At 70.3% G+C, this 24,861-nt stretch carries 22 protein-coding genes, 1 other RNA gene and 1 pseudogene; 19 read left to right on the top strand and 5 right to left on the bottom strand.

Going from position 1 to position 24,861, the window contains the following annotated elements; translation table 11 throughout:
* Positions 1 to 231: 231 nt before the first annotated feature.
* The 9 genes from erpA (at position 232) to H613_RS0100760 (ending at position 8,873) form a co-directional block, all read left to right on the top strand.
* Positions 232 to 600, top strand: coding sequence for an iron-sulfur cluster insertion protein ErpA (erpA, locus tag H613_RS0100800; RefSeq protein ID WP_026922284.1), 369 nt, complete (start codon positions 232 to 234; stop codon positions 598 to 600).
* A gap of 152 nt (positions 601 to 752) precedes the next feature.
* On the top strand, positions 753 to 1,442 hold the full coding sequence (locus H613_RS23620; RefSeq protein ID WP_051392773.1) for a PfkB family carbohydrate kinase: 690 nt from the start codon (positions 753 to 755) through the stop codon (positions 1,440 to 1,442).
* A gap of 214 nt (positions 1,443 to 1,656) precedes the next feature.
* A complete protein-coding gene (locus H613_RS0100790; protein ID WP_245598442.1) occupies positions 1,657 to 3,315 on the top strand; it encodes a peptide ABC transporter substrate-binding protein in 1,659 nt (552 codons plus the stop codon).
* Between the two features lie 64 nt (positions 3,316 to 3,379).
* Positions 3,380 to 4,390, top strand: coding sequence for an ABC transporter permease (locus tag H613_RS0100785; protein ID WP_026922282.1), 1,011 nt, complete (start codon positions 3,380 to 3,382; stop codon positions 4,388 to 4,390).
* A complete protein-coding gene (locus H613_RS0100780) occupies positions 4,383 to 5,306 on the top strand; it encodes an ABC transporter permease (protein WP_026922281.1) in 924 nt (307 codons plus the stop codon). The genes H613_RS0100785 and H613_RS0100780 overlap by 8 nt, the downstream gene beginning before the upstream one ends.
* A gap of 5 nt (positions 5,307 to 5,311) precedes the next feature.
* Positions 5,312 to 6,352, top strand: coding sequence for an ABC transporter ATP-binding protein (locus tag H613_RS0100775; protein WP_026922280.1), 1,041 nt, complete (start codon positions 5,312 to 5,314; stop codon positions 6,350 to 6,352).
* Positions 6,342 to 7,382, top strand: a complete 1,041-nt coding sequence (locus H613_RS0100770) for an ABC transporter ATP-binding protein (protein ID WP_051392772.1) — start codon at positions 6,342 to 6,344, stop codon at positions 7,380 to 7,382. Before H613_RS0100775 ends, H613_RS0100770 begins: the two co-directional genes overlap by 11 nt.
* Positions 7,383 to 7,557: 175 nt before the next feature.
* Positions 7,558 to 8,565 carry a hypothetical protein gene (locus H613_RS0100765; protein ID WP_026922278.1) on the top strand — a complete coding sequence of 336 codons (1,008 nt, stop codon included), beginning with the start codon at positions 7,558 to 7,560 and terminating at the stop codon, positions 8,563 to 8,565.
* A complete protein-coding gene (locus tag H613_RS0100760) occupies positions 8,562 to 8,873 on the top strand; it encodes a hypothetical protein (protein WP_026922277.1) in 312 nt (103 codons plus the stop codon). Before H613_RS0100765 ends, H613_RS0100760 begins: the two co-directional genes overlap by 4 nt.
* A 773-nt stretch (positions 8,874 to 9,646) precedes the next feature.
* Here the strand turns inward: H613_RS0100760 and H613_RS32500 are convergent.
* Positions 9,647 to 10,756, bottom strand: a pseudogene (locus tag H613_RS32500) (cysteine desulfurase family protein); the annotation flags it as partial.
* 134 nt (positions 10,757 to 10,890) lie between these two features.
* Between H613_RS32500 and ctaC the strand changes: the two are divergent.
* Both ctaC and H613_RS0100745 read left to right on the top strand, forming a co-directional pair.
* Complete coding sequence (ctaC, locus tag H613_RS0100750; protein WP_051392771.1) at positions 10,891 to 11,838, top strand: aa3-type cytochrome oxidase subunit II; 948 nt, start codon at positions 10,891 to 10,893, stop codon at positions 11,836 to 11,838.
* Between the two features lie 12 nt (positions 11,839 to 11,850).
* Positions 11,851 to 12,297, top strand: coding sequence for a cytochrome c oxidase subunit 4 (locus H613_RS0100745; RefSeq protein WP_026922275.1), 447 nt, complete (start codon positions 11,851 to 11,853; stop codon positions 12,295 to 12,297).
* Positions 12,298 to 12,344: 47 nt separating this feature from the next.
* Here the strand turns inward: H613_RS0100745 and H613_RS0100740 are convergent, their stop codons facing one another.
* The 3 genes from H613_RS0100740 to rnpB form a co-directional block, all read right to left on the bottom strand.
* Complete coding sequence (locus H613_RS0100740; protein ID WP_211234650.1) at positions 12,345 to 12,857, bottom strand: NUDIX hydrolase; 513 nt, start codon at positions 12,855 to 12,857, stop codon at positions 12,345 to 12,347.
* 41 nt (positions 12,858 to 12,898) lie between these two features.
* Positions 12,899 to 13,150 carry a hypothetical protein gene (locus H613_RS0100735; RefSeq protein ID WP_026922273.1) on the bottom strand — a complete coding sequence of 84 codons (252 nt, stop codon included), beginning with the start codon at positions 13,148 to 13,150 and terminating at the stop codon, positions 12,899 to 12,901.
* Positions 13,151 to 13,431: 281 nt separating this feature from the next.
* Positions 13,432 to 13,881: RNase P RNA component class A (rnpB, locus tag H613_RS28835), an RNA gene on the bottom strand.
* Positions 13,882 to 13,913: 32 nt separating this feature from the next.
* On the opposite strand from rnpB, the gene H613_RS0100730 reads away from it, so the two are divergent.
* The 4 genes from H613_RS0100730 to H613_RS23610 all read left to right on the top strand — a co-directional run bounded on the left by H613_RS0100730 (position 13,914) and on the right by H613_RS23610 (position 18,215).
* Entirely contained in the window at positions 13,914 to 14,666 is a 753-nt protein-coding gene (locus H613_RS0100730) for a sulfite exporter TauE/SafE family protein (protein ID WP_026922272.1), read from the top strand.
* Between the two features lie 32 nt (positions 14,667 to 14,698).
* Complete coding sequence (locus H613_RS0100725; RefSeq protein ID WP_026922271.1) at positions 14,699 to 16,477, top strand: NAD+ synthase; 1,779 nt, start codon at positions 14,699 to 14,701, stop codon at positions 16,475 to 16,477.
* Positions 16,478 to 16,597: 120 nt separating this feature from the next.
* The gene (gene panB, locus H613_RS0100720) at positions 16,598 to 17,449 is read left to right on the top strand and encodes a 3-methyl-2-oxobutanoate hydroxymethyltransferase (RefSeq protein WP_026922270.1); all 852 of its coding nucleotides are present in this window, start codon (positions 16,598 to 16,600) and stop codon (positions 17,447 to 17,449) included.
* Between the two features lie 76 nt (positions 17,450 to 17,525).
* Positions 17,526 to 18,215 (top strand): HAD family hydrolase, encoded by a 690-nt coding sequence (locus tag H613_RS23610; protein WP_051392769.1) that lies wholly within the window; start codon positions 17,526 to 17,528, stop codon positions 18,213 to 18,215.
* 128 nt (positions 18,216 to 18,343) lie between these two features.
* Here H613_RS23610 and H613_RS0100710 read toward each other — a convergent pair whose 3' ends face one another.
* Positions 18,344 to 19,057 (bottom strand): MOSC domain-containing protein, encoded by a 714-nt coding sequence (locus tag H613_RS0100710; protein WP_026922269.1) that lies wholly within the window; start codon positions 19,055 to 19,057, stop codon positions 18,344 to 18,346.
* Positions 19,058 to 19,191: 134 nt separating this feature from the next.
* On the opposite strand from H613_RS0100710, the gene glnA reads away from it, so the two are divergent.
* From glnA to H613_RS0100690, 4 genes are read left to right on the top strand one after another with little or no spacing between them, the layout of a single operon-like run.
* The gene (gene glnA / locus H613_RS0100705; RefSeq protein WP_026922268.1) at positions 19,192 to 20,541 is read left to right on the top strand and encodes a type I glutamate--ammonia ligase; all 1,350 of its coding nucleotides are present in this window, start codon (positions 19,192 to 19,194) and stop codon (positions 20,539 to 20,541) included.
* 17 nt (positions 20,542 to 20,558) lie between these two features.
* Positions 20,559 to 21,242 carry a type 1 glutamine amidotransferase gene (locus H613_RS31910; protein ID WP_026922267.1) on the top strand — a complete coding sequence of 228 codons (684 nt, stop codon included), beginning with the start codon at positions 20,559 to 20,561 and terminating at the stop codon, positions 21,240 to 21,242.
* On the top strand, positions 21,235 to 23,874 hold the full coding sequence (locus tag H613_RS23605; protein WP_051392768.1) for a bifunctional [glutamine synthetase] adenylyltransferase/[glutamine synthetase]-adenylyl-L-tyrosine phosphorylase: 2,640 nt from the start codon (positions 21,235 to 21,237) through the stop codon (positions 23,872 to 23,874). Before H613_RS31910 ends, H613_RS23605 begins: the two co-directional genes overlap by 8 nt.
* Positions 23,856 to 24,821: a magnesium and cobalt transport protein CorA gene (locus tag H613_RS0100690; protein ID WP_156925753.1), complete on the top strand. Its 966-nt coding sequence runs from the start codon at positions 23,856 to 23,858 to the stop codon at positions 24,819 to 24,821. The genes H613_RS23605 and H613_RS0100690 overlap by 19 nt, the downstream gene beginning before the upstream one ends.
* Positions 24,822 to 24,861 lie beyond the last annotated feature (40 nt).

Genomic DNA, 24,861 nt, shown 5'->3' with positions numbered 1-24,861 from the left:
CGCCGAGCCGCCGAGCCGCCGAGCCGCCGAGCCGCCGAGCCGCCGAGCCGATCTTATATCATATACCCTATAGGCTATATGATGACGGTGTCTTCGGGATAGGCGCGCTGTGGGCGCCATCCCCTCAACTCAGGCTCGGGAATAGAGACACGTCCGGTGCCGTTGGGTACTGTTGACAAGTCGAAGACCCGATCGACGCCGTTGATCCCAACTCAGCAGAGGGAGCTACTAGTGAGCGCTACTCAGCAGGCCGAGGACGTCAAGGAGACCGCCGCCACCGGCGTGAAGCTCACGGACGCGGCCGCCATCAAAGTCAAAACCCTGATCGAGCAGGAGGGCGAAGAGGGCCTGCGCCTGCGCGTCGAGGTCAGCCCCGGCGGCTGTTCCGGCCTGCGCTACGGCCTCTACTTCGACACCGACAACCGCGAGGGCGACGTCGTGCAGTCCTACGACGGCTTCGAGGTCGTCGTCGACCGCATGAGCGTTCCCTACCTCATGGGCGCGAACATCGACTTCGCCGACCGCATCGACGCCCAGGGCTTCACCATCGACAACCCGAACGCCCAGGGTTCCTGCGCCTGCGGCGACTCCTTCCACTAGCCCTTCCGCTAGCGGTCGAGGGTCCGCCGGATCGGCACCGACCCAGACGTTCATTCACCTAAGGTGACCCATAAGCTAGAAAGCCCGGTCGAACCCACCCATATCTGGTCTCGTCGGCCGGGCTTCACCGTGTCTCCTGCGAGGTCCAATCCATGAAGACCGCCGTCACCGGCGCGGCCGCCCTTGCCATCTCCCACGGGATGAACCAGCTCGGCAAGCCGGTCATCGCCCTTGAGCCCGGCCAGACGGCATTCGACCTCATCGAGGTCATGGAGCAGTCCGGGCCGTTCGCCCTGCTCCATATCGGCGCCGACGACCCGAAGGTCATGCTGTCCTACGCCGAGCAGTGCCGCGATCTGGGCCTGGACTTCAGCGCCGACCCCGGCACCCTCGACGGCGCCGACGCCGCCGAGTTCATCGAAGGCGCGAAGTTCCTGGTCACGAGCCAGGACCGCTACCAGTTCCTCCAAGGCGTCACCGGGCTGAGCGACGACGAGATCCTCAAGCGGGTGCGCGTGCGCGTGACCACCCTCGACGCCGAGGGCACCGAGATCGTCGGCCACGACATGGACCGCGTGCGGGTGCCCCTGGCCCGCGCGAGGGAGCTCATCGATCCCGCCGGCGCCCCCGACGCGTTCGTCGCCGGACTGCTGGCCGCGCTCGGCTGGGGGATGCCGCTGCGCCGGGCCGCCGAGATCGGCAGCCAATTGTCCGCAGTTGCACTCGAATCCGTTGGGACACGCGGATATACGCTCAATCCAGCAGAATTCGTGCATCGTCTCGAGCAGTCCTACGGTGCCGCCTGCGCCGCCGAGGCCTCCGCATATCTGTTGCCAGAGTGAACGCTCTGGTCATTCTCAGTGACTCTGACAACACCCGCCTCATTGATTTATATTTAGCTAGGTATAAAAACTTATATTTGTCAATGCAAGGTCTCCACTGGTGTTCCTCTAGGTAACGATTTCACAACGCACCCTTTCATTTAGCTGTGTTGTACGACATGGTGTGAGTCATCCCACGATTCAACTCACCTCCATGGAGCGTCCAGTGAGACGAATGAAAATCGCGATGGCCGCAACCGCGGCCGCAGTACTCGCGCTGACCTCCGCCTGTGCGGGCGACCCCGATGACGTCGAAGGCGAGGGCGACGGCGGTAGCGTCCTCAACATGCAGATCGGCGAGCCGCGAAGCCTCATTCCCGGCGGCTCCGGCGAATCCGAGGGCTTCCGCATCATCAAGAACGTCTACGAGGGCCTGGTCTACTACGACGCCAAGACCGGTGAGCCGGAGAACCTGGTGGCCGAGTCGATCACCACCGAGGACAACCAGACCTGGACCATCAAGATCAAGGAAGGCCTCAAGTTCCACAACGGCGAGCCGGTGAACGCCGCGGCCTTCATGCGCTCCTGGAACCGTACCGCTTACGCTCCCAACGTGCTCCCGCTCAACGGCTTCTTCTCCACCTTCGCGGGCTATGAGGAGATGAACCCCGAGCAGCTCCCGGAGGAGCAGTGGGCCGATCCGGAGGTCCCCGAGTTCCCGCCGGTCGACGTCAAGGAGCTCTCGGGCGTGACCTCTCCCGACGAGTACACGATCCAAGTCGAGCTCGCCGCGCCGTTCGCCTCCTTCGCGACCATGCTCGGCTACGAGGCGTTCTTCCCGGTCGCCGAGGAGTGCCTGGCCGACACCGAAGCCTGCGAGAAGCAGCCGATCGGCAACGGCCCGTTCATGTTCGAAGAGCCTTACAGCATCGAGAACGGCGGCACCGCCGTCGCCTGGGATGAGTACCAGGGCGACCACGCGCCCTCCATCGACGCCGTCCGCTGGCACGTCTACCTCGAAGGGGACGATTGCTGGGCCGACTTCCTCACCGGTGACATCGACGTCTGCCGCCCGAGCGCGGCCGACTACGAGTCCGCCGTCAACGATGCCGAGCTCGCCGAGCGCCGCATCGTCCAGGACGGCACCAGCATCGTCGTGCTGGGCTTCCCGCTCTACGACGAGACCTACCAGGACGTCAACCTGCGCCATGCCATCTCCGTGGCCATCGACCGCGAAGGCGTCCTCAATGTCATCGGCCCCGACCGGTACAACCCGCTCGACTCCTGGGTGCCCGCCTCGATCCTCGGCGGCGGCCAGAGCGCCTGCGGCGAGTTCTGCACCTACGACCCTGAACTGGCCACCCAGCTGCTCGAAGACGCCGGCGGCTGGCCCGAGGGCGAGAAGCTGCGGATCTGGGTCAACGACGCCAGTGACAACGTCGACATCTTCCGCGCCATCGGCGACTCCATCTCCCAGACGCTCGGCATCGAGTACGAGATCGTGAGCATGGACTGGCCGGACTACCTCGCCGCCCGCGAGGCCCACAACCTGGACGGCCCCTTCCGCGACGGCTGGGGACCTGACTACAACCTGAACGAGAACTACCTCGAGCCCATCTACGGCAACGGCGCCCTCAAGAACGACAACGGCTTCGAGAACGAGCAGTACGAGGCCAACATCGCCGAGGCCGGCACCGCCTCCACCATCGAGGAGGCCGTCGAGCTCTACCAGGAGGCCGAGAGGACCCTCGCCGAGGTCTTCCCCAGCGCGCCGATCTTCGTCGAGCAGGTCAGCTACTTCCACACCGAGCGGGTCAGCAACGTGATCGTCCACCCCATCTACTCCGGACCGGGCGGTGACGCCGAACTGCGCGACATCGTCATCAACGAGTAGACGACCGAAAGGCGGACCGCGGGCGGGCCACGAACCCGCCCGCGGCTTCTAGAAACGGACACATATGGGACGCTACGTCATCCGACGCCTGCTCCAAGCGCTGCTCACCCTCGGTGTCGCGCTGTTCCTCCTGCACTACATGATGGCGCTGTCGGTGCAGATCCGCGGCAACCCGGCGCTGCTGTTCTTCGGCGGGAAGCGCACCCCCGACCCCGCGATGCTCGCCCAGGTCGAGCGACTCTACGGCCTGGACAACAAATGCTATGAGCGTCCGGGCGACCCGTGCCTGACGCCGTTCGTCGAACGCCTCCAGGACTACGCCAGCGGCGATTTCGGCACCACCCTCAGCGGCAACCGCGACGTCGGCGAGCTGCTGGCGGTCTACATTCCGAATACGCTGCGGTTGTTCATGTTCTCCACCGTCACCCTCGTCATCCTGGCCATGCTGCTGGGCACCTGGGCGGCCCGCCACCGCGGCAGGGTCATCGACCACTCGGTGCGGGGCACCACCATCCTGATCGACTCGGTCCCGGTCTTCCTGATCCTGCTGGCCTATACGTACATCATCGCCGTCCCCCTCACTCAGTGGGCCAGAGGCATATGGGGCAGCGAATCGTTCATGGGACAGCTCTTCAGACCCAACTACAGTCCCGACTATCCATGGACGACCATGATCGTGCCTGGCATCATCCTCGGCACGGTCGGCCTGGCCACCCTCACCCGCCTGGTGCGGGCCAGCCAGCTGGAGAACCTCGGCTCCGACTTCGTGCGCACCGCCAAGGCCAAGGGACTGAAGAAGGCCCGCATCACCGTCGTGCACGTGGTGCGCAACTCGATGATCCCCATCATCACCGGCATCGGCTACCTGTTCGCGTTCATGCTCTCCGGCGCCGTCCTCACCGAGGGCGTCATGGGCATCCCGGGCATGGGCCGCATGATCTTCCAAGGCGTGCAGCGCCAGGAAGTGAACCTGGTGATCGTGGGCCTGACCGTGAGCGCCGTGGTCGTGGTGCTCGTCAGTCTCGCCGTGGACCTGTTGTACGCCGCGCTCGACCCGAGGATCCGCTATGAGTGAGCTGACCGCGCCGAAGGCCCAGCCCGACGCCCCGCAGGCGTCGCTGTGGAAGGACGCCTTCCGCACCATGGCGCGCCGTCCCGACGTCATCTTCGCCACCCTGATCCTGCTGTTCGTGTTCACGATGGCGGCCTTCCCGACCCTGTTCACCGACAAGGACCCCACGTACTGCATCGGACGCGACGCCAGGCAGCGCCCCGACACCTGGTTCGCCGGTGAGCACCCGCTCGGCACCGACGGCTTCGGCTGCGACTTCGCGGCCACCGTCGTCCACGGCACCAGGCCCACCATCGTGCTGGCGCTCACCGTCATGATCCTCGCGGTGATCATCGGCCTGGTGCTCGGCATCCTCGCCGGCTACTACGGCGGCTGGCTGGACGCGCTCATCTCCCGGGCGCTCGACGTGTTCATCGTCCTGCCGATGTTGCTCGGCGCGATCCTGCTGCTGAGCCTGTTCCGCAACGGGGGCTCCTCGGGCGGCCTGCTCTCGACCGTGGGACCGCCGGTGATCGCCCTGACCGTGTTCGGCTGGATGGAGTTCTGCCGGTACACGCGCGCGGCGACGATCGAGACCAAGAACCTCGACTACGTCACCGCCGCCAAGTGCCTGGGCGCCAAGGACCGGCGCATCATGTTCCGCCACATCCTGCCCAACGCGATCGTGCCGGTCACCGCCGTCATCCCCACCACCATCGGCGGCATCATCGTCACCGAGTCGGCCCTGGCGGTGCTCGGCATCGGCGTCCAGCCCCCCGCCACCAGCTGGGGCGTGCTGCTGGCCAAGGGCACCGAGTGGGCCGGCGGCGGCTACATCTACCTGTTCGGCATCCCGCTGCTGCTGCTCATCGGCACTGTGTTCGCGTTCGCGACCTTCGGTGACGCGCTGCGCGACGCCCTCGACCCGAAACTGAGGTGAGACGCATGGCAGAGAACCTCCGCGTCGTCGGCGACACCCTGCCGGGGGCCGACCTGAACGCCCCGCTGCTCGAAGTCGAAGACCTCCGGGTCGAGTTCAAGGTGCGCGGCAAGCGCATCCCGACCGTCCGCGGGGTGAGCTTCACGCTCGAGCAGGGCAAGACCCTCGCCATCGTGGGCGAATCCGGCTCGGGCAAGTCGGTGACCTCGCAGGCCGTCATGGGCATCCTCGACTCGCCGCCCGGCTACGTCACCGGCGGCGAGGTCCGCCTGCGCGGCGTCGACCTGCTCGCGCAGGACGAGGAGAGCCGGAGGACGGTGCGCGCCAACCACATCGCCATCGTCTTCCAGGACGCGCTCTCGGCGCTCAACCCGCTGTGGTCGGTCGGCTTCCAGATCGGCGAGCTCTTCCGCGTCCACCGCGGCACCAGCCGCGCCGACGCCAAGCGGCGGGCGATCGAACTGCTCGACCAGGTCGGCATCCCCGACGCCAAGAACCGGGTGGGCCACTACCCGCACCAGTTCTCCGGCGGGATGCGCCAGCGGGTCATGATCGCCATGGCGCTCGCGCTCGATCCCGAGGTCCTCATCGCCGACGAGCCGACCACCGCGCTCGACGTCACCGTGCAGGCACAGATCATGCGCCTGCTCAAGCAGATCCAGGACGAGCGCAACATGGGGCTCATCCTCATCACGCACGACCTGGGCGTGGTCGCCGACGTCGCCGACGACGTCGCGGTCATGTACGCCGGGGAGATCGTCGAGCGGGCGAGCATCCACGACGCCTTCAAGCGCCCGGCCCACCCCTACACGAAGGCGCTGCTGCGGGCCATCCCGCGCGTCGACACCGTCGGCCGGGAGCTGGAGGTCATCCCCGGCCTGCCGCCGAACCCGGCGGCGCTGCCGAGCGGCTGCCCCTTCCACCCCCGCTGCTGGGCGGTCGACCCTGAGCGGTGCGCGACCGAGGCGCCGCCGTACGAAGAGGTCACCGACGACCATCGGTCCCTCTGCCACTTCGCCAAGGAGGTCTACAGGGATGAACGCTGAACTGGGACAGGCCGAGGCCGGGCCCGAACCGGTGCTGGAGGCCACCGGAGCGGTCAAGCACTACCCGGTGCAGCGCGGCATCGTCATCAAGCGGACCGTCGGGCACGTGCAGGCCGTCGACGGCGTCGACCTGAAGCTCTACGCGGGCAAGACGCTCGGCGTCGTCGGCGAGTCCGGCTGCGGCAAGTCGACGCTCGCGAAGCTCCTGGTGGGCCTGGAGCCGCCGACGTCCGGCTCGATCAAGGTGCTGGGCAAGGAGATCGGCAACCTCTCCGCCAGGCGCATCCGGTCGGTGCGGCGGGATGTCCAGCTGGTGTTCCAGGACCCGTACACCTCGCTGAACCCGCGCATGACCGTCGGCGACATCGTCGGCGAGCCGTTCGAGATCCACACCGACGTCGTGCCGCGCGCCAAGCGCCCCGCGGCGGTCAAGGAGCTGCTCGACATGGTCGGGCTCAGCCCCGACCACGTCAACCGCTACCCGCACCAGTTCTCCGGCGGGCAGCGCCAGCGGATCGGGATCGCCCGCGCCCTGGCGCTCCGGCCGCAGGTGCTGGTGTGCGACGAACCGGTGAGCGCCCTGGACGTGTCGATCCAGGGACAGGTGATCAACCTGCTCGAACGGCTCCAGGACGAGCTCGGGCTGGCGTACGTGTTCATCGCCCACGACCTGTCGGTGGTGCGGCACATCGCCGACGAGGTCGCGGTCATGTACCTGGGCAAGGTGGTCGAGTACGGCACCGGCGCCGAGATCTACGACCACCCGAGGCACCCGTACACGCAGGCGCTGCTGTCGGCGGTGCCCGTTCCGGACCCGGAGCTGCGCGGCCACCGCGAGGAGATCGTCCTCCAAGGGGACGTGCCCTCGCCGATCAACCCGCCTTCGGGCTGCCGCTTCCGCACGCGCTGCTGGAAGGCCACCGAGAAATGCGCCGACGAGGTCCCCGGCCTCGACGTCGGCGACCACGGAACACATCCGACGGCCTGCTTCTACGCCGAAGAAAGGGACGTCACCCACGCCGTGAAATAGGAACCGAGAACAGGGCCCTCGCGCGCGAGCGCGAGGGCCCTCTACCCAAGTCCCGCACCGATAAGAGCCGCCGGCCCGTTCGACGATCGGAAGAGGAGACGGCCCTGTGTAGCATGAGCCCCATCGCCGTACGCAGGCGGCGACCAGCACACCAGTCGAGACCAGATGGGCGACCATGACCGACGCCGTCCCCGGTGCCAGTTCGCTCGTGTCCTACATCCTCACCGGCTCCAGGCACGACCGCACCGCCTACCGGGCGCTGCCCGAAGAACAGCACACCGCCTACTACGGCCTGGTCAACACGGTGTTCTCGGTGCTGGTCTCCTACCACTTCGGCGGCGAGTTCCTCAAGACCGACGTCGACCGCCTCATCAGGCGCGTCGCCGAACGCCACCCCCAGTACGGCGGCGGCGTCAAGCGCGTCCTGCGCTCCCTCGTCGCGGGGGAGGACCGCCGCTCGGAGCTGAGCGTCCAGCAGATGCGCACCGCGCAGCACCTGGTGATACGGGAACTCGCGAAGATGTACCCCCACGTGCAGACCAACGCCGAGCAGATCGTCGCCGAGGCGGCCGCCCTCACCCACCTGATCGAGCCGCCTCCGCCCAGCGTCCCCGCTCCGACACCCGAACCGGAGCCCGAACCCGCCCCGCGACCCGCCGAGGGCGTCATCGACGGCGACCCCGAGATCACCAAGCTCAAGTCGGAACTGGCCGACCTCGACCGCAGGTACCTCGAGATGCGGTCGGCCGTGACCGAAAGCGAGTTCACCGGCTCCGACGCCGAGCACCTGGCGTCGGTCACGCTCGGGTACACCGGCGCACTGCGCCGCCTCGAATTCCGTTCCGGAGCCGAACGCAAGGGCGGCAGGAGCATCGCCGAGGCGGTCATCGCCGCCTGGAACGTCGCCGAGCGCGAACGGGCCGCGGGCGGCGAGGAGCTCAACCGCCGCTTCGGCGCCGCCGGCGACTACGACCCGGCCGTGCTGGAGCCCACCAGCGTCGAGGTGCGCTCCGAGACGGGCGCGTGCCGCATCGGCGTCGACCGGCACGGGCGCCTCAGCGAGGTCGTCTTCCTCACCAACGACCTGTTCGGCTCGGCGGGCCGCGACGGGCTCGCCGACGAGGTCGCCGCCGCGATCCGATCCGCGCAGTCGACCGCCGCGACCTCCGGAGGCCACCAGTGACCGCACCGAACGAGTTCCACGCCGACGAGGTCCGCGCCGCCGCCCGCCGGATCCGGGCCCTCCCCGACGACACCGGCCGCGTCCCCGTCCGGATCGCCGACGCCGTCCAGCGGACCGCCCACGCCAACCGGGGGTTCGCCTCGGCCGCGGGACTCGCCGCGATCGCCGACGAATACGGGCGGTCCGTCGCCGCGATCGGCGAGCGGCTCGACGACCAGGCGGTCCGCGTCATCAGGGCCGCCGACGACCGCGAGAGCGGCGACGAGGCCGCCGCCGCCGAATTCGACCGCATCGACCCGCCCTCGTAGATCGGAGAGACATGCCGAACTATCAAGAGGTACTAGACGCCGCCCCGGCCGAATTCGAGTCCTGCGGCGACGAGTTCGAAGGCGCGGCGGCCGACCTGTCGTCCGGCCGGGAAGGCTACCGCTCGCACGTCGACGGCATCGGCGCCGCTTGGACCGGGGCCGACCACGAGCGCGTGCGCGAGGAGGCCGCGGTCCTCGAAGACGAGCTGAACGGCCTCGAACAGTCCCTCGGCGAGCGAGCGGCGATCCTCAAGACGCTCGGACCGGCCCTCGCCCTCGCCGTCGAGACCCTCCAGCACACCGATCAGGAGCTCAGGGGCGCCGGCTACGAGGTCGACCCCGCCCCGCGGGTGCGCTGCGGCGCGTCGCCGATCGAGCCGGGGCCGTTCGGGCCCGCGCTGCGGGCCCTCGACGAGCTCACCGCCGAGTCGGCGACCGTGCTGCTCAAGATGATGCACCGGGCCGTGGTCATCATGGACGAGACCATGGCCGAGGCGCTCAGCGCGGGGGAGCTGCCGCCCGGGCGGGCCCAGGCGCTCCTCGACGAATGGGAGGACATAGCCGAGGCCGCCGACACCGTACGGGGACGGATCACCGAGACCGTCCCGGCGGACGGCCCTCCGCTGGCCGGAGCGGCCGCCGGGTCGCCCGCGCTCACCGCCGGGAGCACCACCGAGGCCGCCCTGGAGATCGCCGCCCGGTTCGCCGACCTGCGCTGACCGCCCGCCCCTCGCGGCGCGGCCCGCGAGCCGCGCCGATAAGGAGGAGAGGCGCCGGATGCCCTCCACGACGCCCGGCAGGACTTCCAGGAACCGGTCCACCTCCGCCTCCGTCGTCTCGCGGTGCAGGGAGACGCGCACGTTGCCGTGGCTGAGCACGCCCATCGCCTGCAGCACGTGCGAGGGGCGCAGCCGCGTCGAGGCGCACGCCGAGCCCGAGGAGACCGCGAAGCCCGCTCGGTTCAGCTCGGTGAGCAGCACCTCGCCGTCCACGCCCAGGCAGGAGAACGTCACGATGTGCGGGAGCCGGTCGACCGGGTCGCCGGGCAGCTCCACCTCCGGGACCGTCTCGGCGATGTGCTCGCGGATCCGCTCGGTGAGCGCCCGCGCCCGCTTCGCGAGCGCCTCGCGCTCGGCCACCACCGCCCGCAGCGAGGCCGCCGCTGCGACCGCCGCGGGCACGTCCACCTCGCCGATCGCCTCCTGCAGCGAGGAGTCCTCCCCGGGGAACGGGTTGCGCCACCTCGTGCCGCCCCGGACCACCAGGATCCCGCACCCGGCCAGGCCGCCCCATTTGCGGGCGCTCGCCGCCAGGACCGACCAGCCGTCCGGCACCGGCTCCCACGGCAGGCTCGCCGCCGCGTCGCACACCAGCGGGACGCCGCCCAGGCCCGCCGCGATCGCCGCGACCGGCTGGCGGGTGCCCACCTCGTGGTTGGCGCTCTGCACCGCCACGAGGGCCGCCTCGCCGGTCTCGGCGAGCGGATCGGCGTCGACGCGCCCGAGGCGGTCCACCGGTACCTCGACCGCCGCGCCGCCGCGCTGCTCGTGCCAGCGGGCCGCGTGCAGGACCGAGGAGTGCTCCACCGCGCCGTAGACGAGGGCGCCCGGCTCGCTCCGCGCCGCGATCACGCCCAGTACCCCGGCGTGCACGGCCTGTGTCCCACTCGATGTGAAAGTGACCTCATCGGGCGCCACCCCCAGCGACGCGGCCGCCGACCGGCGCGCCGCCTCCAGCAGCATCCGCGATCGTCGGCCCAATGTGTACAATCTGCCGGGGCCCGCCCAGCCCTCCGACAAAGCCGCAGCATATGCGTCCTTGGCGGCCGGATGCGGTGGCTGCGCGGTCGCACCGTCGAGGTATGTCTCGGTCACCTCCCCAATCTAGAAGACGCGGAGCACCCAACCCAACCCCTTGCGCCCGGGCCCGGTACCGGGGCAGTAGGCTCTGGTCCGTTAGATCTGCGTGGCGCCGCCTGCCCGGCGGCGGCCAGTCGCAGCCGAGCGCTGAGAAAGGCATGAGACAGGTGGTCGGAAAACCGTCCCGGGAATCTCGCGGCCGAGCCCGCCGCGCCATAGGTCTCACCGGAATCGCTGCGCTGCTTCCCGTGCTGCTCACCGGTTGCAGCTTCGAAGACGCCCTGTACTTCGGGTGGCCCCGGACGACGCCGACCGACCAGTCCGAGATGATGATGAGCCTGTGGATCGGCGCCACCCTCGCCGCGCTCGTCGTCGGCGTCATCGTGTGGGGCCTGACCTTCTGGTGCATCGCCGCCTACAGGAAGCGCGACACGAGGCTCCCGTCGCAGGAGCGCCTCGGCGAGGAGTTCCTCCCGCCGCAGACGAAGTACAACCTGCCCGCGGAGCTCACCTTCACCGGCCTGCCGTTCATCCTCATCGGCGTGCTCTTCTACTTCACGGTGATCGTGCAGGACGAGGTCACCTACGTCAGCGAGCACCCGAACGCCTGCACCGAGGTCACCGCCTTCAAGTGGAACTGGCAGTTCGAGTACAAGGGCGAGGACTGCGAGCCGATCGAGACCGCCCAGGGCGAGCCGATCGTCGAGACCGGCGACTCGGAGTACATCCCGATCGTCGTGGTCCCGAACGAGGACGACGTGCGCTTCGTCCTGCGCTCCGAGGACGTCATCCACTCCTTCTGGGTTCCGGACCTGCTGTTCAAGCGCGACGTGATCCCCGGTGACGACAACCAGTTCAGCGAGTTCGAGGTCGACTTCAACACCGAGGGCACCTACGTCGGCCGCTGCGCCGAGCTGTGCGGCGCCTACCACGCGTTCATGAACTTCGAGATGCGCGTGGTCTCGCCGGACGACTACGAGACCTTCATCGACGAGCGGATCGACGGCGCCACGACGGCCGAGGCGCTCGAGGCGATCGGGCAGGACCCGTACGCCACGACCACGCACACCTTCGACACCGACCCGAACTCGGGCACCGCGAGCTAAGGGGCGACGATCATGAAGACCGAGAGCAAGCTCTTCCTCATCACGGCCGTCACGATGTTCGTGTTCGCGGCCATCTACGCCTGGTCCACCTACAACAACGAGAACCCCGCCTACGGGCACCCCGACCAGGTCGAGTGGGTCGGGACGCTGGCCCTGATCTTCTCGGGGCTCCTGACCGGCATGGTCTGGCTCGTGTTCTGGATGATCTCCCGGCGCATCGACCCGCGCCCGGAGGACCGGGCCGACGGCGAGATCTCCGACATGGCGGGCGAGGTCGGCTTCTTCAGCCCCGGCTCGTACTGGCCGCTGGGCCTGGCCCTGACGGCCGTGCTCGCGGGAATCGGCGTCGTGTTCTGGCAGCCGTGGCTGATGGCGACCGGCGGGGTGGCGCTGCTGTTCGCCACCGGCGGTCTGACCTTCGAGTACTACACGGGCACGCGCAAGGTCGGCCCGCAGTAGTCCACGACCTCTGCACGGGGGCCGGGTGCCGCACCCGGCCCCCGTCGCTATGCCTGCGGGCCGAGCCCGTAGTGCGACAGGAGCCGGGCCGTCGCGCGCGTCATCTCGGGCAGGGCCCCGACCGGGTACCAGGCGGCGTCCCACACCTCGTGGCCGTCGACGATGACCTGCGTGGTGGCGGGGTCGCGCACCAGGCGGAAGACGTTGTCGACCCAGCGGCCGCTGGTGTGCACCACCGCGCAGGGGACCCCGGGGACCAGCTCGTCGAGGTCGGCCTCGATCCCGGTCTCCTCGGCCAGCTCGCGCCTGGCGCCCTCGACGGGCTGCTCGCGGCGGTTCAGCAGTCCTGCCGGGAGCGTCCAGCGCCGCCCCGGCGGCTGGCGCAGCATGAGCAGGTGCTCGCGCGCCTCGTCCATCACCAGCACGACCGACCCGAGGGTGTAGGTGGGCGTCGCGATCCGCACGATCCGGCGCCGCACGGGGTGCGGCAGGCTGTAGAACACCAGGCCGACGACCCGGCGGACCAAGGGCGCCCGGCGCCGCTGCACAGAGGGAGTCACCGGCACACCCTATCGGGCCCAGGCGCTGTGTCCGTGGACTGTCAGGCGGACTCGGACGCCGGGGCTTCGTCGGTCCCCTGATCCGGCGGCTGCTCGGGTCGGCGGGGGCCGCGGCGGTGCAGGACGAGGATCACCGCGCTCACGAACGCGGTGGTGAACTCGCCGAGAGCCCGCAGGATGTCCGGGCGTTCCCGCGGCTTGCTGCCCCTGAGCGACAGGAAGGAGACGAACGCGACGAGACCGGCCAGCACGACGACGATCGCCAGGAACAAGAAGGTGACATTGTTTCCCATAGATCGGTTATAGCCGCAGACGGTGATCATTTTGCACGTGCCTCAGACCGTGCGGATGCACGTGCATATGCACAATTTGATCCCTGGGCGCTTGACTGCTAAAATCGTTCGGCTCGAATGCGCGCCCTCGTGAGCGCTTGCCTCGAATGCTCCAATCGCACCCTATGTTCCATGCGAATCGGCGCCATTCGGCTACCCGCAGTCACGTGTCGGCGCAACCCCACTGCCGGAGCAATGCGGCGATCTGGCATGTCGGATATCCGACTTGATGTCGAAACTGGGGGACGAGTCGGCCGATACGCCGGATTCTGTCGTGGGCGGCCATCCATCTAGGCGCGCCGTTGCCGGCGCGCTCGAGCGGTCTACCCGCGAAGGTCGGCGTCGATTCCATTCGGCGCGCTTCGGGCGGGCCGCCCTCCAACCTTCGCGCAGAGCCGCGAACGGCTCCTCTTGACCTTGCTCCGGGTGGGGTTTACCGAGCCGCCGCCGTCACCGGCGGCGCTGGTGGTCTCTTACACCACCGTTTCACCCTTACCGGCCTTCCGCGCCACCGAATTCACACTCGGTTTCGCGAAGCGACCGGCGGTCTGCTTTCTGTGGCACTGTCCCGCGGGTCGCCCCGGGTTGCCGTTAACAACCACCCTGCCCTGAGGAGTCCGGACGTTCCTCGACAGCTGGAGCCGCGCCTCAAAAGACACAGCCGTCACTGCCGCGACCGCCTGGCCGACTCGTCCCAGCGCTCAAGCGTACGCTGTCGGACGCCATGATGCTGCTTCAGGTCTCCGGATTGCTCCTTGCCGGGCTCGTCGCGGGCGGGCTCAACGCCGTCGCCGGCGGCGGCTCCCTCGTCACCTACCCCACGCTGCTGGCCGTCGGCGTCCCCCCGCTCCACGCCAACGCCACGAACGGCATCGCCGTCGCCCCCGCCTACGCCGCCGCGGCCTTCGGCTCCAGGAGCCACCTCCGCGACCAGCGCCGCCGCCTCCTCGGCCTCATCCCCACGGCCGTGATCGCCGCCGTCGGCGGCACGCTCCTGCTGCTCAACACCTCGCACGCCGTCTTCGAGAACCTCGTCCCGTTCCTGGTCCTGGCCGCCACGCTCCTCATGGCCGTCGGCCCCTGGGTCAACCGCAAGGTCACCGCCCTCAACGGCGGCAAGGACCTCCACCCGGTCGCCCTGCACCTCGGCGTCGGCCTCGGCTGCCTCTACGGCGCCTACTTCAACGCCGCGCTCGGCCTGGTCCTCATCGCGGTCATCGCCATGAGCCTGAACGAGAAGCTCGTCCGCATCGGCGCCCTGAAGAACTTCTGCACCTTCATCGTGGGCGTGGTCACCTCCATCGTCTACGGTGTCTTCGCCGACGTCGCCTGGTGGGCCATCGGCGTGCTCGTCCCGGCCACCTTCGTCGGCGGCTACCTCGGCGCCCGCGTCTTCCAGAAGCTCCCCGAGCGGCCGCTGCGCATCGCCATCATCGTCTACGGCTTGATCCTGAGCATCATTCTCATGGTGAAGTGACGACAGGTGTTCCCAGGGGGAACAATGGGCGCATGCCGACGCTTCGTATCGCACTCGCCCAGGACAACCCGACAGTGGGTGACCTCGACGCCAACGCCGAACTCATCCGGCGCGCCGCCACCGCCGCCTCCGAGGCCGGGGCCCACCTCCTCGCCACCGGGGAGCAGGCCCTGACCGGCTACCCCGTCGAAGACCTCGCCCTGCGCCACTCCTTCGTCGAGGCCAGCCGGGGCCGTCTCGATCGGCTCGCCGCCGAGCTCGCCGCCGACGGCAACGGCGCCCTCCCCGTCGCCGTGGGCTACCTCGACGCCGACGGACCCATCGGCAACCCCCACGGACACGGCATTCGCAATGCACTTGCGCTCATCCAGGACGGCAAGGTCCTATTCCGCTACTACAAGCATCACCTGCCGAACTACGGCGTCTTCGACGAGGACCGGTATTTCGTCGCCGGCCACGAACTGCACCTCGCCCGCATAGGCGGCGTCGACGTGGCCTTCACCATCTGCGAAGACCTCTGGCAGGAGGGCGTGCCGTTCGCCGCCGCCGCCGAGGCGGGCGCCGGGCTCGTGGTCAACATCAACGCCTCCCCCTACGAGCAGGGCAAGCACGGCGACCGCATCGAGCTGCTGCGCCGCCGCGCCGCCGCCCTCGGCGCCCCGATCGCCTACCTCAACATCGTCGGCGGCCAGGACGACCTGGTCTTCGACGGCGGCTCGACGATCGTCGGCGCCGACGGCGGCACCGTCGCCGCCGCCCGCCGCTTCGGCACCGAGCTGCTCGTCGCCGACCTCGACCTCGCCTCCGCGGGCCAGGAGGGCGACCGCCCCAACGACGCCGCGACGCTCATGCGCGTCACCCGCCATGTCGTCTCCGAGGCCGTCGAGACGCCCGAGTGGCCGGTCGAGGCCGCGTCGGTTCCCGCGCTCGGCCGCCACGAGGAAGTCTGGGAGGCACTGCGCCTCGGCCTGGGCGACTACGTGCGCAAGAACGGCTTCAAGTCGGTGCTGCTCGGCCTCTCCGGCGGCATCGACTCCGCGGTCACCGCCGTGCTCGCCCGCGACGCGCTCGGCCCCGACGCGGTCTGGACCGTGGCCAACCCCAGCCAGTACTCCTCGGAGCACTCCGTGGACGACGCCGCCGACCTCGCCGAGCGCTGCGGCATCCACCACAGCGTGGAGCCGATCCAGCCCATCGTCGACGCCTACCTCGCGCAGATGTCCCTCTCCGGCCTGGCCCTGGAGAACCTCCAGGCGCGCGTGCGCGGCGTCATCTGGATGTCCCTGTCGAACCAGCACGGCCACCTCGTCCTCGCCGCGGGCAACAAGAGCGAGTACGCCGTGGGCTACTCGACGCTCTACGGCGACTCCTGCGGCGGCTTCGCCCCCATCAAGGACGTCCCGAAGACGCTCGTCTACGAGCTGGCGACGTGGCGCAACGAGCACGCCAGGCAGCTGGGGGAGACCGAGCCGATCCCCGAGAACATCATCCTCAAGCCGCCGAGCGCCGAGCTGCGCCCCGACCAGAAGGACTCCGACTCGCTGCCCGAGTACGCGGTGCTCGACCCGATGCTGCTCGCCTACGTCGACGGCGACGCCGGGCGCGAGGACCTCGTCGCCCAGGGCTACCCGGCCGACCTCGTCGCGCGCGTCGCGAACCTGGTCGACGGCGCCGAGTACAAGCGCCGCCAGTCCGCGCCGGGCACCAAGATCTCCAGGAAGTCGTTCGGCCGCGACCGCCGCCTGCCGATCACGAACCACTTCAGGGGGAAGGCCGCGGGGAGTTCGTCACACGGTTCGCTCGGGGAGTGACGCACACATAGATGAGCGTTAGTCTCGGTCTTGGAGCAGCCGAGAGGCCGCGCATGCGGTCCGGCTGAAAGACCCGGGGACCGGCGAGGGCCGGCCACGAGGAGATCCAGGAGTACAACGATGTCGCAATCGAAGTCCCCAGACGAGATCCCGAGCCTGTACGGGCCGGGCAAGACCGTCAAGCGAGTGCGGGCGCGCCACCTCGTCGACGCCAAGGAGCGCGGCGAGAAGTGGGCGATGCTCACCTCCTACGACACCTACACCGCGTCGCTGTTCGACGAGGCCGGGATCCCGGTCCTGCTCGTCGGCGACTCGGCCGCCAACAACGTCTACGGCTACGACACCACCATCCCCGTCACCGCCGACGAACTCGTCCCGCTCGCCTCGGCGGTGGCTCGCTCCACCGAGCGGTGCCTGGTCGTCGCCGATCTGCCGTTCGGGTCCTACGAGGCCGGTCCGGCGCAGGCGCTGGAGACGGCGGTGCGGTTCATGAAGGCCGGGGCGCACGCGGTCAAGCTGGAGGGCGGGCGGCGCATGGCCGCCCAGATCCGGGCGCTGACCGACGCGGGCATCCCGGTGATGGGCCATGTCGGGTTCACGCCGCAGAGCGAGCACGCCGTGGGCGGCTACCGCGTCCAGGGCCGCGACGCCCAGGCCGCCGAGGTCGAGGCCGACGCGCACGCCGTCGCCGAGGCCGGGGCGTTCGCCGTGGTCCTGGAGATGGTGACCGCCGCCGTGGCCGCCGAGATCACCAAACAGCTGTCCATACCGACGATCGGCATCGGCGCCGGACCCGACACCGACGCCCAGGTCCTGGTCTGGCAGGACATGGCCGGGATGCGCCGCGGCAAGGCGCCGCGCTTCGTCAAGCGCTACGCCGAGGTCGCCGACGTCCTCCAGGACGCGGCCAAGGCGTTCGCCGACGAGGTCCGCGGCGGGCAGTTCCCCGCCAAGGAGCACAGCTTCGAGTAGGGCCGCCGAACCGTTCGAGTGAGCGACGCCGCTTCCTTCTTTCGGGGAGGCGGCGTTTCGCGTAGGGTCGTCTCGCGTGACCTCTGACGCTATCCTGCTCTTCGACTTCGACGGCACCGTCTGCCTCGGTGACGCCCCCGCCTACGACTACGCCCGCCGCGTCGCCGCCGCCCTCGACGCGGACGACGGGCGCGCCTTCCTCGTCGCCCACGACGCCTTCTGCAAGGGCAGGCCCACCACCGCCTCCACCTTCGACGCGTTCGACCCGTACAACGCCGTGCGCCGCCTCGCCGGCGAGTACGGCGTCGACGACGAGGTCCGCCAGGCCGCCTACCTGGCCGCCCGCGCCGGGATGGCCGACGGGGCGTTCGAGCTGTCCGCCCCCGAAGGGCTGCGCGAGCTGCTGTGGGACCTGCCGCGCGGCGTCCAGACCGTCCTGGTCACCAACGCGCCGTTCGACGGCCTGGAGTCCCTCCTCGCCCACATCAAGCTCGACGGCCTGTTCGACCGGGTCATCGGCGACGCGGACAAGCCCGACGGGCTCGGGGCGATCCTCGACGGCCTCTTGGAGGGCCGCGAGCCGTCCTCGCTGCTGAGCATCGGCGACATCCCCCGCAACGACCTGGTCCCCGCCGCCGATCGCGGCTGCGCCACGGCCTACATCGACCACTTCGGCAGGCCCTGGCCGCGGGCCGACGCCTCGGGGAACTCGATGGGGGAGCTCTACGGCTTCGTCCACCGCTGGGTCGCCGACCGGACCGCTTGAGAACGGTTGCAGCTCAGAACGAAGCAAATCCCACCGCCGGTGTACCGAACTTGTCGCCCCCGCGGCATAAGCTGAAGAGGCGCCCTGAGCCGACCGATCCCCGGCTCAGGGCGTCCACTCGCGCCGCCTCAGGCCGCGACGGGGTCGCCCACGCGCACCGTCGCCGCGTCGGCGGTCTTGAGGTAGACGCCGAAGAGGTTGGCGTGCTCGGTGATCAGATGCCGCTGGAAGGCCTTGTCCCTCTCGCGCCCGAACGGGTCCCAGCTGGGCAGCACGCACCGCTCGCACTGCTTGTGGACGGTGAACTCGCCCCCGCCGATCTTGACCGGCAGGCCGGGCTCGAAGAACTGCTCGGCGAACGGCTCGGCGTCGGTCTCGACCAGCATGTTCGGTCGGAACCGCTCGATCTCCACCGCGTGGCCGACCTCCTCTTCGAGGCGCCGCATGCTCGATGCGAACAGCACCAGGATCCGGCCGGCGGTGCCGTCCACACCGCCGCGCAGGGCCACCCCGGCGTCGATGCCGACGTCGGCGCCCATCTCGGCCCCGAGCCCCGGGTCGTCGGCCGCCCAGGCCGCGCCGCTGGGGGAGTAGACCACCGGCGCGTCGCCGGTGCCGTCGGCGCAGCCGCACTGCGCCGGCCAGGCCGCCTCCCAGCCCAGCAGCCGCGGGTGGGCCCCGGCCCACGTGTGCTTGCCGGTGCCCTGGTCGAACACGGCCAGCACGCGGTCGCCCTCCATGCCGCGCGCGTCGATCGACGCGCTCTGCACGGTCTCGCCCCGCAGGCCCTTGACCGGCCAGCGCCACATCTTCGTCACCGATCCTGAGAACACGCGTTCCATGGTATCCGCCTTCACGTTGCGGGGCGATCGGTGCGTGACGCGGCGTATGGGTCACCGACGCCGCCATGTCCGGTTAACGTCGGGGACACAATCAAGTGAGACACTGGAGCCCCAGGACCGAGAGGAAAGGCACCATGGAACGGCAGAAGGAGTTCGTGCTCCGCACGCTCGAAGAGCGCGACATCCGGTTCGTCCGGCTGTGGTTCACCGACGTGCTCGGCACGCTGAAGTCCGTGAGCGTCGCCCCGGCCGAACTCGAGTCCGCCTTCGAGGAGGGCATCGGCTTCGACGGCTCGGCCATCGAGGGCTTCGCGCGCGTCTACGAGTCGGACATGGTCGCCATGCCCGACCCGACCACCTTCCAGGTCTTCCCGTTCGAGGGCCGCGGCATCGGCGAGTCGGCGCGCATGTTCTGCGACATCCTCACGCCCGAGGGCGCCCCCTCCTGGGCCGACCCGCGCCACGTGCTGCGCCGGTCCCTGTCGAAGGCCGCCGACCGCGGCTTCACCTTCTACGTCCACCCCGAGATCGAGTTCTTCCTGCTCTCGGACACGCCCGAGGACGGCTCGGACCCGATGCCGGTCGACGACGGCGGCTACTTCGACCACACCACGCACTCGGTCGCCCGCGACTTCCGCCGCGAGGGCATCCTCGCGCTCGAGCGCGTCGGCATCTCCGTGGAATACAGCCACCACGAGGTGGCGCCCGGCCAGCAGGAGATCGACCTGCGCTACGCCGACGCGCTGGCCACGGCCGACAACATCATGACGTTCCGGCACATCGTCAAGGAGGTCGCCCTGTCCTCGGGCGTCATGGCCTCCTTCATGCCCAAGCCGTTCAGCGACCAGCCCGGCTCGGGCATGCACAGCCACCTGTCGCTGTTCGAAGGCGAGGACAACGCCTTCCACGACCCGGGCGACGAGCAGCGCCTGTCCAAGACCGCCAAGGCCTTCATCGCCGGGCTCCTGCGCCACGCCCCGGAGTTCACGGCGATCACCTGCCAGTGGGTCAACTCCTACAAGCGCCTGTACTCCAGCCCGCAGCCGGGCCGGATCTCCGAGGCGCCCTCCTACGTCTCGTGGGGCAAGGCCAACCGGTCCGCACTGGTGCGCGTCCCCGCCTACGGCAAGCCGAACTCGGCGCGCGTCGAGATCCGCTCCCTGGACTCGGCGGCGAACCCGTACCTGGCCTACGCGGTCATGCTCGGCGCCGGGCTCAAGGGCATCGAGGAGGGCTACGAACTCGTTCCGGGCACCGAGGACGACGTCTCGGCGCTCACCAACGCCGAGCGCGTCGCCGCCGGGTACCAGCCGCTGCCCTCCTCGCTCAACGAGGCCCTCGACGCGATGGAGTCCTCCGAGCTGGTGGCGGAGGTCCTCGGCGAGCACGTCTTCGACTACTTCCTCAAGAACAAGCGCAGCGAGTGGGAGGACTACCGCACCCAGGTCACCGCCTTCGAACGCCGTCGATACATCAACTTGTGACCGATTAGTATGAGACCGTGACCACCGCACTCGTCATCGAGAACGACCCCGCACAGGGCCTCGGGCGCGCCGGGGACTGGCTCGCCGAGGCGGGCATGGAATTCGACGTCCTGCGCCCGCACGCGGGCGACGCCGTGCCGCGGACCCCCGGCGGCCACGAAGCGGTCGTCGCCCTCGGCGGCGGCCGCGGCAAGGAATGGGCCGACGACCTCACCGGCCTGCTCCAATGCGCCGTGGCCGACTCCACCCCGACGCTCGCGCTGTGCTCCTCGGCGAGGATGCTCGCCGGGGCCTTCGGCGGCGCCGTCGAGCCCTCCGAGGAGCCGAACGGGCCGAGGATGCTCGCCAAGCGCGACGCCGCCGGGCGGGACCCGCTGTTCGGGCCCGCGCCCATGACACTCGACGTGATCCGCTGGCGCACACAGGAACTGGTGACCCTCCCGCAGGAGGCGACGCTGCTGGCCGGTTCGCCGTACGGCTCGCTGGACGTCTTCCGCATCCGCGATGCCGCCTGGTGCGTCCAGTCCCACTTCGAGTTCACCGTCGACCAGCTCGCCGGGTTCGGCGCCTTCGACGAGGCGACGCTCGCCAAGGCCGCCGAGGTCGACCACCACATCGTCGAGACGTGGCGGCCGATCGTGCAGCGCTTCGCGCGCGTCGCGGCGGGGGAGCGCAGGCAGCTGCCAGTGGTCGATGCCTGACCTCGACGGCGCGCGCCAGGCGGTGATCGAGGCCAGCAACGCCCTGGCCGACTTCCTGAGCGCCCGCCCCGACGCCGAGGCGGCCCTGACCGAGGATGAGGAGGCCGGTCTCGCGCGCGTCCGCGAGGCCGAAGCGGCCGACCTCAATGCCGCGTGGAAGGCGAACCTGCTGCGCATCAGCGCCGCCGACCTCACCGGCGAGGCCGCCCTGCCCGCCACCTCCGAGGCGCTCAGCCGCCTGGCCGACGCCGTCCTCGCCCGCGGTCTCGAATTCGCCCGAGCCGAGGTCCCCGGCGAGACGCGCCTGGCGGTCATCGCGATGGGCAAGACCGGCGCCGAGGAGCTCAACTACGTCTCCGACGTCGACGTCGTGTTCGTCGCCGAGGGCGACCTCGACCTCGCCACGCGCCAGGCGGCCCGCATGATCCAGATCGTCGGCCCCGCCACCTGGCCGGTCGACGCCGCCCTGCGGCCCGAGGGCCGCCACGGCGCCCTCGTGCGCACCGTCGACTCGTACCTGTCCTACCTGCGCGAGTGGGCCCGCACCTGGGAGTTCCAGGCGCTGCTCAAGGCCAGGCCCGCCGCGGGGGACCTCGGACTCGGCCTCGACTGGCTCGCCGCCGTCCAGCCCCTCATCTGGGGCGCCGCGAACCGGCCCGGCGTGGTCGAGGACATCCGCGACATGCGGCGCAAGGTCGAGGACTCGGTGCCGCGCGCCGAGCGCCGATACGAGATCAAGCTGGGCCCCGGCGGCCTGCGGGACATCGAGTTCGCCGTGCAGCTGCTCCAGCTCGTCCACGGCCGCGGCGACCCCGCCCTGCGCGTGCGCTCCACACTGGAGGCCCTGGAGGTGCTCGTCGCGGGCGGCTACCTCGCCCGCCGCGACGGCGACGAGCTCACCGACACCTACGTCTTCCTGCGCACCGTCGAACACCGCCTCCAACTCCAGCGGCTGCTGCGCACCCACCGCGTCCCCGAGGGCGGCGAGGCGCTCCACCAGCTCGCCCGCGGCCTCGGCTACACCGCCGACGAGGGCTTCCTGACCGCCTGGCGCACCCACGCCGCCACCGCGCGGCGCCTGCACGAGAAGCTGCTGTACAAGCCGCTGCTCGACGCCGTCACGCGCGTGCCCACCGCCGAGCTGCGCATGACCGAGTCCGAGGCCGCCTCGCGCCTGGCCGTCCTCGGCTTCGCCGACCCCGACAGCGCCCTGACCCACATCCGCAGGCTGACGGCCGGGATCGGCCGCACCGCCACCGTCCAGCGGGCGCTGCTGCCGGTGGTGCTGCACGAGCTCGCCGACTCGCCCGAGCCCGACCGCGGCCTGCTCGCCTACCGGCAGGTCTCCGACAAGCTCGGCGCCACCCCCTGGTACCTGCGGCTGCTGCGCGACGGCGGACCGGCCGCCGTCCGCCTCGCCCGCCTGCTGGGCACCTCCCGCTACTTCACGAGCCTGCTGCTCCACGTGCCGCAGTCGCTCCGCTTCCTGTCCGACAACGCCGACCTGCGGCCGAAGAGCCGCGACGACCTCGCCGTCGGCATGCGCCAGGCCGCGGCCCGGCACTCGGACGCGACCGCGGCGGTGGCCGCGGTCCGGGCGATCCGCCGCCGCGAGCTCATCCGCATCGCCGCCGCCGACCTGCTCGGCCTCCTCGACGACCAGCAGGTGGGCCTGGCCCTGTCCGACCTCGTCGACGCCGTCCTGGACGCCACGCTCACCGTCGCCTCCCGCGACGTGCCCCACGCCCCACCGATCGCGATCATCGGCATGGGCCGCCTGGGCGGCAGGGAGACCGGCTTCGGCTCCGACGCCGACGTCGTCTTCGTGCACAACGGCGAGGACGACGCCGGGCGCAAGGCCGCCGGGCGGATCGTCGAGTCCGTGAAGCGCCTGCTGGCCGCGCCGACCGCCGACCCGCCCGTCGAGCTCGACCTCGGCCTGCGCCCGGAGGGCAAGGGCGGCCCCCTCGTGCCGAGCCTGGCCGCCTACAAGCGCTACTACTCCGACCGGGCGCGGCTGTGGGAGCGCCAGGCGCTGCTGCGGGCCCGCGCCGTCGCCGGGGACGCCGACCTGCTCGATGCGTGGACCGAATTCGCCGACGCCGTCCGCTACCGCCCCGGCGGGCTCAGCGAGGCCGAGCGGATCGAGTTCCGCCGCGTCAAGGCCCGCGTCGACTCCGAGCGCCTGCCCAGGGGCGCCGACCCCAACGGGCACACCAAGCTCGGGCGCGGCGGCCTGGTCGACATCGAGTGGGCCGCGCAGCTCCTCCAACTCGAGCACGGCGACGACCCGCTCATGCGCACCACGCGGACCGTCCCGGCCCTGGAGGCGGCCGCCGCAGGCGGGTACCTCGACCCGGTCGCCCTCGACGACCTGCGGCTGGCGTGGGAGTTCGTCTCACGGGTGCGCAACGACATGACCCTGGCGCGCGGGGTGCCGCGCGACGAGCTGCCGCGCTCGGGGCCCGAGCTGACCGCGCTGGCGCAGACGCTCGGGTTCGGCTCGGACACCCAGGAGTTCCTCAACTACTACCGGCGCCTGACCAGGCGCGCCCACGAGGCGGCCCACCGGATCGTCTCCGGCCCGACCCAGCCGCACTTACACTGGTGCGCATGGTCGGCTACTCGGTGACCGCCCCCGGCGGCGTGGAGCGGCGCGAGGGCGACCCGGCCGCGATCGCCCGGGCCGCCGAGCGCCTCGGCGAGGGCGAGCACCTGTGGGCCGAACTCGACGAGGCGAGCGGGACGGAGGTCGACCGCGTCCTCGACGCGCTCGGCATGGCGCGCTTCGGTGCCGAGGGTCGCGGCCGTGGCCACCCCAAGGTGGAGCGGGCCGGCGACACGGTCATGCTCGTGGTCAAGACGCTCTGGTACATACAGGACACCCGGCAGATCGAGACCGGCGACCTCGTCGTCTACGCCGACGGCCGGTCGCTGGTGACGGTGCGCCGCGGCCAGACCGATCCCATTCCGGCCGTGCGCGATCGCATCGCGGGCGACGCCGCGCTGCGCGCCGACGGCGTCCCGGCGATCGTGTACGCGCTGCTCGACCGCGTCACCGAGGACTACGCCACCGCGCTGGAGTCGCTGTCCGACGAGATCGAGAGCCTGGAGCGGGCGGTCTTCTCCGGGGCCAGGCGCGACTTCATCGAGCGGATCTACTCGCTCATCCGCGAGACGCTCGAGTTCCAGAACGCGGTCGAGCCCTTGGTCCCCTTCGCGCGCACGGTGAGGCAGCGGCGCGCCGCCTCGCCGGTGTTCTCGCCGTCGTACCTGCGCGACGTCGCCGGGCGCCTGCTGCGCGTCGAGGGCGCGGTCGACTCGTGCATGAGCCTCTTGACGACCGTGCTGACCGCCCATCAGGGACAGATCGGGACCTGGCAGAACGAGGACATGCGCAAGATCTCGGCCTGGGGCGCGATCGCCTTGGTGCCCACGGCGATCGCCGGGATCTACGGCATGAACTTCGAGCACATGCCCGAGCTGCACTGGGTGTTCGGCTACCCGCTGGTCATCGCCGTCATGGCGGTGACCTGCCTGCTGCTGTACCGCGGGTTCAAACGCAACGGCTGGCTCTGATCGCCCCCAAGGCATGAGATGAGGGGCGGACCGGTCCACC

The organism is Glycomyces arizonensis DSM 44726, from assembly GCF_000482705.1.
Classification (GTDB): Bacteria; Actinomycetota; Actinomycetes; order Mycobacteriales; family Micromonosporaceae; genus Glycomyces; species Glycomyces arizonensis.
Note: the sequence above shows the minus strand (reverse complement) of the source record. Positions and strands in the feature narration are given on the sequence as shown.

Bases quoted from the DNA above. Each gene is read 5' to 3' on its own strand.
- H613_RS0100785 (WP_026922282.1), top strand. From the start codon at position 3,380: ATGGGACGCTACGTCATCCGACGCCTGCTCCAAGCGCTGCTCACCCTC.
- H613_RS0100790 (WP_245598442.1), top strand. From the start codon at position 1,657: ATGAAAATCGCGATGGCCGCAACCGCGGCCGCAGTACTCGCGCTGACC.
- H613_RS0100770 (WP_051392772.1), top strand. From the start codon at position 6,342: ATGAACGCTGAACTGGGACAGGCCGAGGCCGGGCCCGAACCGGTGCTG.
- H613_RS23620 (WP_051392773.1), top strand. From the start codon at position 753: ATGAAGACCGCCGTCACCGGCGCGGCCGCCCTTGCCATCTCCCACGGG.
- panB (WP_026922270.1), top strand. From the start codon at position 16,598: ATGTCGCAATCGAAGTCCCCAGACGAGATCCCGAGCCTGTACGGGCCG.
- H613_RS0100690 (WP_156925753.1), top strand. From the start codon at position 23,856: ATGGTCGGCTACTCGGTGACCGCCCCCGGCGGCGTGGAGCGGCGCGAG.
- H613_RS0100710 (WP_026922269.1), bottom strand. From the start codon at position 19,057: ATGGAACGCGTGTTCTCAGGATCGGTGACGAAGATGTGGCGCTGGCCG.
- H613_RS0100745 (WP_026922275.1), top strand. From the start codon at position 11,851: ATGAAGACCGAGAGCAAGCTCTTCCTCATCACGGCCGTCACGATGTTC.
- H613_RS0100735 (WP_026922273.1), bottom strand. From the start codon at position 13,150: ATGGGAAACAATGTCACCTTCTTGTTCCTGGCGATCGTCGTCGTGCTG.
- H613_RS0100775 (WP_026922280.1), top strand. From the start codon at position 5,312: ATGGCAGAGAACCTCCGCGTCGTCGGCGACACCCTGCCGGGGGCCGAC.
- glnA (WP_026922268.1), top strand. From the start codon at position 19,192: ATGGAACGGCAGAAGGAGTTCGTGCTCCGCACGCTCGAAGAGCGCGAC.
- H613_RS23605 (WP_051392768.1), top strand. From the start codon at position 21,235: ATGCCTGACCTCGACGGCGCGCGCCAGGCGGTGATCGAGGCCAGCAAC.
- H613_RS0100730 (WP_026922272.1), top strand. From the start codon at position 13,914: ATGATGCTGCTTCAGGTCTCCGGATTGCTCCTTGCCGGGCTCGTCGCG.
- ctaC (WP_051392771.1), top strand. From the start codon at position 10,891: ATGAGACAGGTGGTCGGAAAACCGTCCCGGGAATCTCGCGGCCGAGCC.
- H613_RS0100765 (WP_026922278.1), top strand. From the start codon at position 7,558: ATGACCGACGCCGTCCCCGGTGCCAGTTCGCTCGTGTCCTACATCCTC.
- H613_RS0100725 (WP_026922271.1), top strand. From the start codon at position 14,699: ATGCCGACGCTTCGTATCGCACTCGCCCAGGACAACCCGACAGTGGGT.
- H613_RS0100780 (WP_026922281.1), top strand. From the start codon at position 4,383: ATGAGTGAGCTGACCGCGCCGAAGGCCCAGCCCGACGCCCCGCAGGCG.